General features: G+C 69.4%; 15 protein-coding genes and 2 pseudogenes. 8 read left to right on the forward strand and 9 right to left on the reverse strand.

Annotation, left to right across the window (positions count from 1 at the left end; all coding sequences use genetic code 11):
• Positions 1-2: 2 nt before the first annotated feature.
• The gene (locus P2L57_RS18420; protein ID WP_275815825.1) at positions 3-854 is read right to left on the reverse strand and encodes a DUF5336 domain-containing protein; all 852 of its coding nucleotides are present in this window, start codon (positions 852-854) and stop codon (positions 3-5) included.
• Between the two features lie 209 nt (positions 855-1063).
• A complete protein-coding gene (locus tag P2L57_RS18425) occupies positions 1064-1792 on the reverse strand; it encodes a class I SAM-dependent methyltransferase (protein ID WP_372515758.1) in 729 nt (242 codons plus the stop codon).
• A gap of 309 nt (positions 1793-2101) precedes the next feature.
• Between P2L57_RS18425 and P2L57_RS18430 the strand changes: the two genes are divergently transcribed.
• The gene (locus tag P2L57_RS18430; protein WP_275815827.1) at positions 2102-2956 is read left to right on the forward strand and encodes a CRISPR-associated endonuclease Cas1; all 855 of its coding nucleotides are present in this window, start codon (positions 2102-2104) and stop codon (positions 2954-2956) included.
• Between the two features lie 51 nt (positions 2957-3007).
• Here the strand turns inward: P2L57_RS18430 and P2L57_RS18435 are convergent.
• Both P2L57_RS18435 and P2L57_RS41125 read right to left on the reverse strand, forming a co-directional pair.
• Positions 3008-3532, reverse strand: a pseudogene (locus P2L57_RS18435) (DUF5753 domain-containing protein); the annotation flags it as partial.
• A 114-nt stretch (positions 3533-3646) separates the two neighbouring features.
• On the reverse strand, positions 3647-3745 hold the full coding sequence (locus P2L57_RS41125; protein ID WP_275815829.1) for a helix-turn-helix domain-containing protein: 99 nt from the start codon (positions 3743-3745) through the stop codon (positions 3647-3649).
• 163 nt (positions 3746-3908) lie between these two features.
• Here P2L57_RS41125 and P2L57_RS18445 point away from each other — a divergent pair, with 163 nt between their 5' ends.
• The 4 genes from P2L57_RS18445 (at position 3909) to P2L57_RS18455 (ending at position 6029) form a co-directional block, all read left to right on the forward strand.
• Positions 3909-4142: a hypothetical protein gene (locus P2L57_RS18445; protein ID WP_275815831.1), complete on the forward strand. Its 234-nt coding sequence runs from the start codon at positions 3909-3911 to the stop codon at positions 4140-4142.
• Positions 4139-4327, forward strand: coding sequence for a hypothetical protein (locus P2L57_RS18450; RefSeq protein ID WP_275815833.1), 189 nt, complete (start codon positions 4139-4141; stop codon positions 4325-4327). Before P2L57_RS18445 ends, P2L57_RS18450 begins: the two co-directional genes overlap by 4 nt.
• Positions 4328-4511: 184 nt before the next feature.
• The gene (locus tag P2L57_RS41130; protein ID WP_443732075.1) at positions 4512-4763 is read left to right on the forward strand and encodes a DUF7848 domain-containing protein; all 252 of its coding nucleotides are present in this window, start codon (positions 4512-4514) and stop codon (positions 4761-4763) included.
• Between the two features lie 486 nt (positions 4764-5249).
• The gene (locus P2L57_RS18455) at positions 5250-6029 is read left to right on the forward strand and encodes a phosphotransferase (RefSeq protein ID WP_275815836.1); all 780 of its coding nucleotides are present in this window, start codon (positions 5250-5252) and stop codon (positions 6027-6029) included.
• 876 nt (positions 6030-6905) lie between these two features.
• On the opposite strand, the pseudogene P2L57_RS18460 reads toward P2L57_RS18455, so the two are convergent.
• The 3 genes and pseudogenes from P2L57_RS18460 to P2L57_RS18470 form a co-directional block, all read right to left on the reverse strand.
• Positions 6906-7088: pseudogene (locus P2L57_RS18460) on the reverse strand (response regulator); the annotation flags it as partial.
• A 1-nt stretch (position 7089) separates the two neighbouring features.
• Positions 7090-8166, reverse strand: coding sequence for a sensor histidine kinase (locus P2L57_RS18465; RefSeq protein WP_275815837.1), 1077 nt, complete (start codon positions 8164-8166; stop codon positions 7090-7092).
• A gap of 6 nt (positions 8167-8172) precedes the next feature.
• On the reverse strand, positions 8173-8370 hold the full coding sequence (locus P2L57_RS18470; RefSeq protein ID WP_275815839.1) for a hypothetical protein: 198 nt from the start codon (positions 8368-8370) through the stop codon (positions 8173-8175).
• Positions 8371-8720: 350 nt separating this feature from the next.
• Between P2L57_RS18470 and chsH3 the strand changes: the two genes are divergently transcribed.
• The 3 genes from chsH3 to P2L57_RS18485 are packed head-to-tail and all read left to right on the forward strand — an operon-like array spanning position 8721 to position 11668.
• Positions 8721-9575 (forward strand): enoyl-CoA hydratase ChsH3, encoded by an 855-nt coding sequence (gene chsH3 / locus P2L57_RS18475; protein ID WP_275815841.1) that lies wholly within the window; start codon positions 8721-8723, stop codon positions 9573-9575.
• A gap of 14 nt (positions 9576-9589) precedes the next feature.
• Positions 9590-10666 carry a Zn-dependent alcohol dehydrogenase gene (locus tag P2L57_RS18480; RefSeq protein ID WP_275815843.1) on the forward strand — a complete coding sequence of 359 codons (1077 nt, stop codon included), beginning with the start codon at positions 9590-9592 and terminating at the stop codon, positions 10664-10666.
• Between the two features lie 57 nt (positions 10667-10723).
• A complete protein-coding gene (locus tag P2L57_RS18485; protein WP_275815845.1) occupies positions 10724-11668 on the forward strand; it encodes a 3-oxoacyl-ACP reductase in 945 nt (314 codons plus the stop codon).
• A gap of 65 nt (positions 11669-11733) precedes the next feature.
• Here the strand turns inward: P2L57_RS18485 and P2L57_RS18490 are convergent, their stop codons facing one another.
• The gene (locus P2L57_RS18490; RefSeq protein ID WP_275815847.1) at positions 11734-11892 is read right to left on the reverse strand and encodes a hypothetical protein; all 159 of its coding nucleotides are present in this window, start codon (positions 11890-11892) and stop codon (positions 11734-11736) included.
• A 174-nt stretch (positions 11893-12066) separates the two neighbouring features.
• Positions 12067-13230, reverse strand: a complete 1164-nt coding sequence (locus P2L57_RS18495) for a hypothetical protein (protein ID WP_275815849.1) — start codon at positions 13228-13230, stop codon at positions 12067-12069.
• Positions 13231-13234: the final 4 nt, after the last annotated feature.

Consider the following 13234-nt stretch of genomic DNA (forward strand, 5'->3'; position numbering starts at 1 on the left):
TTTCAGCCGCGCTGGATGCCCGTGGTGTCCTGGAGCACCCCGCGCCGGCCGTCCTGGGTCTGCGCGACCAGCGACGAACCGCGCTGGTCCACCGCGAGATACCAGGTGCCCGGCGTCAGTTCGGCGATCGGGTTCGGCGAACCGTCCTCCGGGTAGATCGGGCGCGGCACCGGCACCGCGAACCAGAACGGAGCGAAGTCCGCGGCACCGCCGACCGGCGCCTGCGCGGCGGCCGGGCCGGACGCCGCGGGGTGCGTGGCGCCACCGAGCGGAGCGCCCGGCTGCTGCGGCTGCGCGCCGTACGGCTGCTGTCCGCCGGGGTAGCCGTAACCGCTCCCGGGCTGCTCCGTGCCGTACGGCTGGGCGCCGTACGGCTGACCGCCGTAGGGCTGGGCCTGCACCGGCTTGGGGGCGCTGACCAGGGCGGCCTTCAGAGCCGGGACGCGGGGGGTGAGGATCGCGACGGCGGCCATCGCCACGGTGGCGACGAAGCCGAGGATGGCGCCGATGCCCGGGCTCACGCCCTGGCCGCCACCCATCAACGACCACAGCGAGCTCCACGCGGCGAACACCGCGAGAGCGGTCCCCCACTGGTCCAGGGTGAGCCCGGCGGCCTTACGGCCCTCGGGCAGGAAGCGCGCGCCGACGGTCAGGCCCGCGGCGATGATTCCGGCCAGGAAGATCGAAGGAAGCACGGGGAACAGTGACGACTTCCATGCGCTCGGCATGGTGACCTGGCCACAGAAGTTGCCGCAGTCGCTGGCCGAGTGGAAATCGAGGAATGACGCGATGAGCAGCAGCACCGCTGCACCGATCACCGCGCCGTCGCCTCGGGTGAGGGAGCGGATGTTCACGTAGTGGTCCTTTGTCAGTTCGGTGGACGTCGTCGCTGTCGCCGGTACGCGCAGCGCGCTCCGCTCAGCGGGGCGGAGTGCGGGGGTGGGCACCCATCGTACGGGTGTGAACGGCGGCGGGTGAGCCGGGTGGGACGGAATCCCTACCCTCCGGAACCCTCCGGGTATGTGCGGATGCCGTCCTGGATGCCCTGGCCCGCGACGTGTTGTCAGACGTGGGTCAACCCGCTGTGAACACCGCGTACCGCTCCTTGACTACCCACGCCGGTACGCCGTAGCACCCGCAGCGAGCCGGTCACCGAGATTTCGGTGAACGCGCCCGATTCCAGGGCGCGTTGGTGGATCCGGTACGGGGCCTGTCCGCCGTCGGCCGGGTCGGGGAACACATCGTGGATGACGAGCAGTCCGCCGGGGGCGACATGTGGCGCCCAGCCCTCGTAGTCCGCTGTGGCGTGCTCGTCGGTGTGACCGCCGTCGATGAAGACCAGCCCGAGGGGCGAGCGCCACAGCGCGGCCACCCGCGGTGAGCGGCCGACGACCGCGACCACATGCTCCTCCAGGCCCGCCGCGTGCAGTGTGCGGCGGAACGAGGGGAGGGTGTCCATCGCCTTGACCTCGGGGTCGACCAGCTCGGGGTCGTGGTACTCCCAGCCGGGCTGCTGCTCCTCGCTACCGCGGTGGTGGTCGACGGTCACCGCGGTGAGCCCGGCGTCGCGGGCCACGGCGGCGAGCAGGATCGTGGAGCGGCCGCAGTACGTGCCGATCTCCAGCAGCGGCAGGCCGAGCGCGGCGGCCTCGGTCGCGGCGGCGTGCAGGGCCAGGCCCTCGTCGAGCGGCATGAAGCCCTTGGCCGCCTCGAACGCGGCGATCGTTTCGGCCGGCGGGGGCGCCTGCGGGGGCGCCTGCGGCTGGGCGGGGGGTGGTGGGGCGGCGGTCATGGGGGCCATCGTGCACTATCGCCTGCGGCGGGCTTTGGGTGGGGGCTTGTCCTTCGCCTGCGGCGGGCGGGGGTTTTTGTCTTTCCACCCGCCCACCCTTTTTGTTCGCATCTGCATCCGTCTCGGTATCGTCCGCCGGTTCCGTGCGCGGATTCTTTGCCGATAAATTCTCGTGAGTTCACGGTGTGCTCTTCTCACGCGTGCTGGGTGTCTTCTCTGCGCGCCATCGCTACGGCATCGCTACACCTTGAAACAACCTTCGGGCCGCCCGGGTAATTCGGAGCACTCCCTACCCCTGACGCTCGGATCGTGCGCGCACAGGCCCTGTGCGGCGAAGGCAAGCCCCGCGAAGAGACCGGACTCGCCATCACCAAAACGTTGTTGGCTGTCAAGCTGTCTGGGCAGGCCGACATCGCCGAAACCCTCCTCCACCAGCCGACCCGCGCCGCCGCCATCCGCGCATGCGCCACCGCCGTGAACGCCGCCGACACCATCGCCACCGCCCGGGGATTCGAGGGCAAGGCGGCTGAGGAGTACTGGACCGCGTGGACCGGAACCGTCGAGATGGAATTCACCGGGAAGCGCGCCGCCACGCTCCCGGCCGAGTGGTCAGTGTTCATCGGCAGAGAATCCCGCATCGGCCGATCCCCGCGCCGCGCCACCGAACCGATCAACGCCCTGCTGAACTACGCCTACCGCGTCGCGGAATCCGCATGCGTCAGCGCCTGCCGCGCCTACGGCATCGATCCCGGCATGGGCATCTCCCACGCTGATAAGGACGGCCGCGACTCCTTCGCCCTGGACCTGTTGAAGGCCGTCCGCCCGACCGTGGACCCCCGCCGACGACTTCACCCAGACCCGCGACGGCATGTGCCGAGTGCTGGCGCCCCTCACCCACGAGATCGCCGAGCGGCTCTCCGACTGGTTCGCCGACGCAGCCCAGCACGCTGCCCACGTGCGCCGTACGCTGGCCGCCATCGCAACCGGCGACGTACCCGCCACACCCCGCCCGACCGGTCCCATCGGCCGCAGCCTGCCCACCGCAGCGCGAGGCCCCCGCCGCACCACCGCACCGCATCCCGCACGGCCCGCCAGCACGAGCAAGCCCGTGCGTGCGACGGTCGCGGCAACGTGCCCAACCGAGGGGTTGCCAGGGGGACTTGAACGGGCATCACGGCCCGCCTGCCTACCCGAGCACGCCAACAGGGCGTCAGCGCTTAGCCGGTCGTACGCCGCTCGTGCCTCGGCAACGGCTTCCGTCGAGTCGTGCACCTGCCCTTGCTCGTAAGTCTCCTCGTACAGGACTTCGGTTCCGTCCTGCCGTCTGATTACGATAAACGGAGTTGCACGCGCCTGGGATCCACTGAACGGGAACACCTGAACCGTGACGCGCGGATGCTCGGCTACCGCCACAAGGTGCCGAAGCTGGCTACGCATGATGTCCGGACCACCCACGCCGGACCATAGCGCCGCCTCATGCAGGATCACCCACAGCGATGGGGGGTTTGGTCCGTCGAGCAGTTCCCGGCGCGTCATGCGCTCTTCCACATGGGCCTTGATCTCGTCCGCTGAGTCTTGCGGGCGGGCGGACTGGTAGACGGCCGCAGCGTACGAGGGGGTTTGCAGGATGCCCGCAACCAAGGCGGGCGAGTAGTCACAGATGGCCGCTGCCTCGCGCTCCAACTGGAGGTACGGGATCATCCACGCGGGATTGCCCGCATCGGCGGCCCGCTGGCGCATGCGTGCGTAGACCCCCGGCGTACCAAACACCCGGTCGCAGCCTTCGGCAAACTGGGCGCTCGGTAGCTGCTGCCCCGTCTCCACCTTGCTGACGTAAGGCTGCTGACAACACAGCTAGTCCGCCAGCTCTGTTTGCGACCAGCCACGCGACTCCCGGGCGCGCTTGATCTCGTGGCCGAACTGAGCGGCGGGGGACTGCGGTTCCTCGCTCATGCGTTCAACTCCCCATATTCCAATGAGGTTTGGAATGGCCTAGCACCTGTTCAGCGTACGCGCGGAGGGCAACGCTGTGGAGACGCGCAGTAACAACGCGCAGACCCCGGCGACCGCCTGACACGGCCCCGGGGCATGGTCAACGCTGGTTAGGAGCGTCAACGTGGCACACACTATCGCCCGTTGGGGGCTTACCGGAGCCCGTCCACCAGGGCGTCACTCACGCAAGTACTTCGAACTGCCCGCCCATGTCCGGGCAGCCATGGGAGCACGCATCACCCCGCTTCACGATCTCCGCGCCATGAGCGACGCGGAACAGCACGTCCGCTTGCGCACCGTCCTGCAGGGGCTCATCGCGGTAGATCCCAGCATCAACGGGCACGGGGCGATCTGGTGAGCACCCCAGAGGTACGCGTCCCTGCCCTTGAGCCGGTGCCCGTCGAGGGCTGCCGGATCTGTGCTGCGGCGGCTCGACGGCGCGAAACGGCGCGCAAGACGGCCAGCGTGATCAGCGTTCGGGCGTGCGGCATCACCATCAGCCAGCACCCGCACGAGAACGCGCCGGAAAAGGGGGCCGCATGACTGCGGAACTCCCTGAAGGTGCTGACCCTGCGCCCTGCTCAGGGCTCACCTACCCGCCGTGTGAGTGCCCCGAGCACAGCCGGGCGGGCGACGCGGACGACAGCCCGATCCTTGCGCGACTTCGTGAGCGCGTACGGAAAGAGTCCTCAAAGCGGCGCGAGTTCGGCCAGTTGGGAAGGCTGCTATGAGCGCGTGGACGACCGTCCAATACCCAACTTCACGCATTTACGAGGCGGAATGCACCACCGATGGCCTTGATTGCACGGCTGCATCCGGCTCAATGCGCAGCATTGGCGACGTGGGGGCATGGACGAAGGCACACTGCCAAGAGACCGGCCACACCCGCTTTCTGAGGATCTTCTCTGATCACGCAATCGTGCAGTGCGAGGGTCACCCCTTGAGCCCGCGAAGCGCCGCCCGCACCTTACAGCAGTGAAGGACAACTGACATGCACTTACTCGGTCGCTTCGCGGACCCGCTGATGCTGGGTGTCATCTGGTTTGCTTGCGGCGTGATTGTCACGCTTGGTGCAACCGGCCATCTCTGAGGCTCCCGTCCCTGCCGGACAGAGTCAAACGGGCGTCCCACTGTTCGAGATCCCGGCAGGGGCAGGGTTGAACGCCCGTTCGTCTCACGTCCGCGAGTCGGACGGGTAAGCCCGCCCCGGTTGTTGGTACGGGATTCACGGGCCGGGGCGGGTCCTGCAAGGTTCATCAACTACATGAAGGGAAGTGCGGCCATGCGACCCAAGATCACGGCGCACATTGTGGGGAACGGCACTTGCCCAGCGGGCGGAGACCACCAGTACCAGATGTGGAGTTCCAAGGTGCGCTGCGTCAAGTGCGGTGCCACGCAGGGCTGATCACGTGAGTCTGGGGGGAACTCGGACGGGTTCCCTCCCTTTCGCCGAAGGGATCGAGGCATGGAACCTCACGTCAGCTGGAACGAACTTCCCGAAACCCTACGGACGGTAGTTGAGAAACGCGTGGGCAAGGTGCTCTCTGCCAGGACCGTACCGGAAGGGATCACCTGCCGAACGGCACTGGTCCTCTCAACAGCGACCGCAACGCTGTTTCTGAAAGGTGCGCCCGTCGCCGACCGCAGCAGCATGGAGGCACAGCGCACCGAAGCGGAGATCAATGAAGCGGTTCGTAAGGTCAGCCCGGCAATGCGCTGGGAAGCCGTCGCCGACGGGTGGCACCTAATCGCATTCGATTATGTGGACGGCCGACACGCTGATCTCACGCCCCAGTCGCGAGACGCGGCGATCGTTGCCGACGCGCTCAAACGCGCTCGTTCTTGCCGTGTGCCTACAGGCGGACTTGTCCCGCCACTGGCCGAACGGTACCGCCAGGTTCTTCGCCCCGGGGACTCCGAAACGCTCGAAGGCTCATCGCTGTTGCACACTGACACCAACCCTCACAACCTCTTGATTGCGTCTAAGCGCGGCTACCTTGTCGATTGGGCTATGCCCGCCACCGGCCCAGCGTGGGTGGACGCTGCACAGACGGCAGTTCGGCTCATGGGGTACGGCTGGAAGCCTCGGGACGCCCGTGCGTGGCTCAGCAGCTTTCCAGAGTGGGAGCATGCCAACGGGGCCGCCAAGGCTGTGTTCGTACGCGTGGTTAGCGATGACGCCACGGCCCATTTCGGCTCGTACGCCGAGGAAGAAAACGCCCGCTTCCACGCACTTTTGGAGTGATCGTCTTCTTTGAACGGCTCGGCCCCTACAGTCCACCAAAGCGGGCCCCGACTCCTGTGGGACGACCTGGCGCGTGTCCGTCGGCGTTGGGAGAGCGCAGGCAGGTTCCGCTACACCGGTTGGCCGTAAAGCTCACGCCAGGCAGCAGTACGCTCACTGCCCCGAACGGTTGGACGTTCAGAATCTGAGCAGCGCAGGCGGGGTGTTCGGTCTGTGGGCCTACCCGTGATGCAATACGGAGTCACCGCGTCCGTGCGCCAAACACCGAGGGTGCACGGGCGATAGCGGAAGCCCCGTTCGCATACCCACGCCGGGCGCGCGGACGGGGCTTTCCGCTGTCTAAGTCCTATCTTGGGCACGCTGCGCAGAGCTTCCCGAAGCGCCTCAAAAGCTGGTTGCTGGGCGCGCGAGAAAACCACCGCGTACGGATCGGTGTGTGCAGCCTGAGCACGTCTACGGTGCACGCGTGGCGGAGGAGTGCCAGGCCCCACAAACCGGATCCACCCGACGGCCAGCAGCCCCGCACCCGCCACCGCACAGACGCCCCGCACCCGACACCACCCGAAGACACCGAACCCCCGACACACAGCGTCGGGGGTTCCGTGCATCCAGCACACCACCGCCCCAGGCAGCAGAACAGCGCAACCGAACGAGAAAGACCACCGACACCCCCGCTCCCAGACCACCAGCCAACCCAGGGGCAACCACCCAGACCAGTCACCCCGAGTAGCGAGGACGCACGGACAGCATTTCTGAGTGTGCGTCAGGTCGGCTTGGATCAGTAATCGGGGCCTTCTCTCTTTACCCGCTGCGCCCCGGGCCCCCGTTTGGGGCTGCGCCCCGGGCCCCCGTTCGGGGCTGCGCCCCGGGCCCCCCGAGCAGGGCGACATCGGGCTGCGCCTCCTTCGCGGCGGGCACGATCGCGTCGCCGTCCGAGACCTGCGCGACGACCTCCATGTCGTCCTCACGTCCCAGCAGCAGCGCCAACGCACCACGCATCATGCGCTGATCCTCGGTGAGGAGGACTCTGGTCAGCTGGGCGTCCCGCGCCGCGGTCATGTCACCGCTCCTCTTCCACCGGCAGTTCAGCCGTCAGCTGGAACCCGCGCCGGGGTGCGGGACCGGCGGTCAGTGAGCCGCCCGCCATGGACATCCGCTCGGCCAGCCCCTTCAGACCGGTGCCCCCCGCCCGCCATCCGCCGCCCTGGGCGCAGGCGCCGGAACCCGCGCCGCTGCCGTCCCCGTCATCGGTGATCCGCAGAACGGCCCGGTCGCCATCGGTGTCCAGCTCTATCCGGCAGGACGATGCCCCGCTGTGCCGTACCACGTTCGTCACGCCTTCCCGTACCACCCATCCCACCAGGGCCTCGGTCTGCGACGCCAACGGCGGACCTGACTCCTGGACGGTCACCGCTATGCCGGAGGCGTCCAGCACGGAACGGGCGCGCTCCAACTCGGCCGTCAGGCTGCCGTTCCGGTAGCCGGAGACGGCCTCCCGTATCTCGGTGAGCGCCTGGCGGCTGACCGACTCGATGTCGGACGCGTGGCTCAGCGCGGCATCCAGGTCGCGGGGGGCCAGGCGGCGTACCGCCTCCGCTTTCACGGCCACGACGGACATGGTGTGCCCGAGGAGGTCATGAAGATCACGTGAGAAGCGTAGCCGTTCCTGGCTGACCGGGGCGCGGGCCAACTTCTGCCGGGTGGGCCGTAGTTGGCTGATGAGCTGGTGCAACGAAAGGATCGCGGCGGTCACCAGGCCGGACAGGAAGGTTCCGTACGCGGTGGCGGCCGAGGCCCAGACGCCTCCGCCGTGGAACCCGGAGATCGCCCCGTCCGATGAGGACAGCAGCAACAGGACGATGGCCAGCTGCTTGCCGCCGAGCAGTGCCCCGCAGGCCAGCGAGAGCAGGATGAACAGCAGGATCCAACTGTGGCCGAACGCGATGTTGGTCGCGTAGGTGAGCGCGGCGAGCGCCAGCAGCAGGTAGCGCGGTTGTCGGCCGTCCCTGAGGCTCTCGTCGAACTCCGCCCTGACCGTCATCACATAGATCACGCCGAAGGCGGCGAGCGCGGAACAGGCCAGCCATGCCGGTCCGACCCGGCCATGCGCCACATCGGCGCCCGGCGCCATCAGCATCGACAGTCAGGGCATCATCGCCTTGGCGGTGGGCGCCTTGAGCTTCTCTATGTACGTGTCCAGTTCGGCGCCGCGCAACTGTCGCATCTCATGCGCGTCGAGCAACCCCCGCTCGCGGCGGGCCTTGCCGCAGCGCCGTCGTTCCATGGCGGCCTGAAACCCTTCGGTGCCCCATGTCTCCTGCATCCCCCGTGCCCCCGTCATGCCTCTCGTCCGTTCGATCGTGCTGGTCGTGGTCCATCATGCGGTGCGCGGGGGCGGGCGGCCATCGAGGGATCGGCGGCCGATGGGCGCCGGTTGGCTGATCCGCGTCTCATCCGCGGAGCCGTCGAGGATCCACCGATCAGCTGACTATGCGTCAGCTATTCCCTGTGGCAGGGTGATGCGTTATACAAGGCCCATCGACTAGAACGCGTTCTACGTGCCGCTAGCGATTGCCCTGATCGACCCCGGCGCGGCCGACGGTGCGGACGGTCGCGTCGGGGTCCCGGCGTGACCGTCCGCGTTTCCTCCCGGAGGCGCTGCCCCCGGACCACCGACAAGGAGCCGTGCAGATGCCGATCGACGTCGCCAGGGCCATCGCCGCCGAAGCCCGCAGCACCGAACTGAGTTGGGGGCACAAGGACATCCAGCTCTACCACCTGGGAATCGGCGCGGGCGTCCCCGCCACGGACTCCGACGAACTGCGCTACACCCTGGAGAGCAGGCTGCACGTACTGCCCAGCTTCGCGACCGTCGCGGGCGGCGGAATGGCGGTCGCCGGAGGCATGTCCGCACCCGGTATCGACGTCGATCTGGCCGCCGTGCTGCACGGCGGCCAGCGCGTAGAGCTGCACCGGCCCATCCCGGTGACCGGCCGGGCCACCCAGAGCTCGAAGGTCGCCGCGGTGTACGACAAGGGGAAGGCCGCGATCATCGTGCTGCGCTCCGACGTGGCGGACCAGGACGGTCCGCTGTGGACGTGCGACACCCAGATCTTCGTCCGCGGCGAGGGCGGCTTCGGCGGCGACCGCGGCCCGTCCCCCCGCCTTGACCTGCCGCAACGTGCACCTGACCGGGTCGTCGAGCGTGCCACCAGAGAGGAGCAGGCGCTGCTCTACCGGCTGTCCGGCGACTGGAACCCGCTGCACGCCGACCCGGAGTTCGCCAAGCCGGCGGGCTTCGACCGGCCGATCCTGCACGGGCTGTGCTCCTACGGCATCGTGCTCAAGGCCGTCGTGGACACCGTGCTCGGCGGAGAGGTGGCCCGGGTGAACGCCTACTCCACCCGGTTCGCCGGGATCTTCTTCCCCGGCGAGACGCTGCGCATCCAGATGTGGACCGATGACGGACACGTCCAGGTCTCGGCCACCGCCGTGGAGCGGGACGACGCCCCGGTACTCGCCGACACCGTCATCCAGCACTCGTAGCGAAGGGACGCGTCATGCGCGCAGCCGTACAGCGGGAGATCGGGCAGGACAAGCTCGAAGTCGTGGACGACGCCCAGGCGGTGGGGTTCGGCCCGGGCAAGGTACGGCTGCGGATCAAGGCCACCGGGCTGTGCCACTCCGACCTGTCGGCGATGAACGGGGTGCTGCCGCAGCCCGCCCCGTTCGTCCCCGGACATGAGGGAGCGGGCGAGGTCGTGGAGGTCGGTGCGGAGGTCGGCCGACTCAAGTCCGGGGACCGGGTGCTGGTGTGCTGGCTGCCCGCCTGCGGCCAGTGTCCGTCCTGCAAGCGCGGTCAGACCCACCTGTGCCTGACCGGATTCCTGAACGCCGGAACCCCCAACTACCGCTGTGCCTCCGGCGATGTGTTCGGCTTCGCCGGGACCGGTACCTTCGCCGAGGAACTCGTGGTCGACGCCGCGTGCGCGGTGCCGATCCCGGACGACGTGCCGTACGAGATCGCCGCGCTGATCGGCTGCGGTGTCACCACCGGCATCGGCGCCGCGCTGAACACTGCGAAGGTGGCGGCCGGTTCGTCGGTCGCGGTGATCGGCTGTGGCGGCGTCGGCATCTCCGTCATCCAGGGCGCGCGGGCCGCCGGCGCCGCCGAGATCGTCGCCGTCGACCCGGTCGAGTCGCGCCGCGAGGCCGCTACGCGGTTCGGTGCCAGCGACGCGGTGTCCCCCGAGGAGCTGGCCGACGCCAAGAACCGGCTCACCGGTGGCGAGGGCTTCGACTACGTCTTCGAGGTCGTGGGCCGCTCGGACACCGCCCGTACCGCCTATGAGGCCACCCGGCGCGGCGGCACGCTGTGCGTTGTCGGGGCCGGTGCGATGGACGACTTCCTGAAGATCAACATGTTTGAGCTGTTCTTCGACGAGAAGCGGGTGCTGCCGTCGCTGTACGGGGGCGGCGATGTGCTGCGCTCCTACGAGCGGGTGATCAAGCTCTGGAGGGCCGGGCGCATCGATCTGGAGGGGCTGATCACCCATCGGGTGCGGCTGGAGGAGATCAACGACGCGGTGCACCAGATGCGCAGCGGCGAGGCACTCAGGACGTCCATCACCGTGTGAGCGGGACCGTCCCGCCCAACCGCCCCATTCGTTCAGCGCACATCGGAGGGTAGAGGTATGTCCGCGTTGCACGGCAGGACCGCGATCGTCACCGGTGCCGGGCGTGGTCTCGGCCGCGTCGAAGCGCTGGAGTTGGCCAGGCTCGGCGCCAGTGTCGTGGTCAACGACTTCGGCCAGCCCGGCCGGGACGGCACGGGCGAGGCCTCGCCGACCCCCGCGGAGGAGGTCGCCGCCGAGATCGTCGCGGCGGGCGGCGCGGCGGTGGCGCACCATGGCGATGTGGCCGACTTCGAGCAGGCCCGCGGACTGGTCCAACTCGCGCTCGACACCTATGGATCGCTGGACATCCTCGTCAACAACGCGGGCATTCTGCGGGACCGCATGGTCTTCTCGATGTCCGAGGACGAGTGGGACTCCGTGCTCAGGGTCCACCTCAAGGGCCACTTCAACACCACCCGCTTCGCGGCAGCGCACTGGCGGGAGCGCGCCAAGTCATCGGGCGGCCCGGTGTACGGGCGGATCGTGAACACCTCGTCGGAGGCCTTCGTGGCGGGGTCGGCCGGACAGCCCAACTACGCGGCCGCCAAGGGCGGCATCGTCGGGCTGACGACGTCGACCGCGCTCGCCCTGCGCAAGTACGGGGTGACGGCCAACGCGATCTGCCCGCGCGCCCGTACCCGGATGACGCGGGACGTGTTCGAGGGGTTCGCCGCCCCGGCCGAGGGGCTGGATCCGCTGGCACCGGAGCATGTCGCTCCGCTGGTCGGCTATCTGGCCGCCCCCGCCGCCGCACAGGTCAACGGCCAGGTGCTGGTGGTGCACGGCGGCATGGTCGCGGTCCTCGACCGGCCGCGGATCGCCGCGCAGTTCGACACCGCCAAGGAGGCCTTCGGCTACGAGGAGTTGGACGAGTTGCTCACCCCGTACTTCGCGGGGCGGGGCCCGAACGAGACGTTCGCCGCGACGGAGGTCCTCGGCCTCAAGCGCGCCCACCGGCCCTGACGGTCGACAAAGCGAACGGCGGCCACGGGGACGATTCCCGTGGCCGCCGTCGTACGCGGTGCCGCTCAGCGGTTGTCCTGCTCCGGTCGGCGGTGCTTGCCGTGCGCCGGAGTTCCGTCGTCTTCGAAGGCGGAGGCGGAACCGCGGTGCTTTCCCACCTCGGCGCCCAGGGCGGCCGCTTGCTGGGCGCGGTCGTCAGTGGTGTCGGTACGGGTCTCGGGCATCACAGGTCTCTCCGTCGGGATCGCTTGTGGGGATGGCGAATCGGGGCGGAGCGCGCATAACACGCCAATCGCGGCCGCCCGTTCACCTCCTGCTACCCATAGGTGGCCGGGTCGTCACGGCCGCGTGGCCCCTGATCAAGTCTAACGGCGAACAAGATCCGTGGGCCAAGGCCCCTACCGCACGCCCGCGAGCGGCGCCTGCCGTAGCGGGAGCACCCGGCTGACAGGTGTCATCGGCCGCGGCACGGACGGCGCGCCGACTGCTGGCCCCGGTGTACGCGTCGCCCGCGGGACCGGGTCGCTCAGCGCCGCGGATGTGATGTCACGCACCCCGTACGGCTGTTCAGGACGCGCGTACGGCAACCGCAGCGTGCCGTCCGCCGACCACCATGCGCTGCCGACCAGCCAGCCGGGCGGGGTGGGCAGCGGCCACAGTCCCCGGGCCGACGGCCGCCACAGCACCGCACGGCGGCCGATCCGCAGCACCACCGCGCAGGACTCCGGCATCAGCAACTGCCCCGGCTGGATGGCCAGCGGTTCGATCTGCGGTGCGGACGGTGTGGCGGCGTCGCTGCCGCCCGGCTCTCGCAGGCAGTCGGGGAACCGCACCGGCCGCCTGCTGTCCAGTACGCCCCAGCCCAGCCGGTGGGTGCCCGGTGCGTTGCTGCGGACCAGCAGCAGTTTGCTGTCCGGATCGGCGAGCAGCAGCCGGTCGTCGCTCTCCTCGGTGATCTGCAGCAGCGGGCTCGTCGCCCCCGTGCACAGGTCCACCGCGATGGTCTTGGTGCGTCCTTCGTGTTCGCGGTCGAGGGCGAGGAGCCGACCGGCGCGGTCCAGCCACACTCCGCCCGTGCAGCGGCCGTCGATCTCGGCGCGCTGCTCCAGGCCGGGTCCGCCGTGCACCAGCCAGACGGTGGATCTGCCGTTCGCGTAGCCCAGCGCGTAGGCGGTACCGCAGGGCAGCGCGGGCAGCAGCCGTACGGACTCGCCGTGCAGGAAGCCCACCGGCAGTTCGCCGGTGCCGGGGCCGGTCGGGTAGAGCAGCGCCAGATCATGGCGGTCGGCGGACCGGCGGCGGATCAGGACCCGGCCGTCCGGCAGCGGCAGGACCTGGGCGTCCACTGCCTCGGGCTGCCGCCCGGGCAGCGGCACCGTGTAGGGCTCGGGGCCGCTCAGCGTCCAGCGCTCCGGGTACCAGCCGGTGTCGTGCACGCTCCCGGTCGGCGGGCTTGCGCCCTGGGTGAGACAGGCGGCGTAGGAGCCGTCCGCCGCGATGCTGAATCCCGAGCGCCGTGCGGTACCGGACGCTGCTGCGGTCTTCGTGGCGCAGGCCGTCATGTTC

It is taken from the genome of Streptantibioticus ferralitis (assembly GCF_029223525.1).
Classification (GTDB): Bacteria; Actinomycetota; Actinomycetes; order Streptomycetales; family Streptomycetaceae; genus Streptantibioticus_A; species Streptantibioticus_A ferralitis.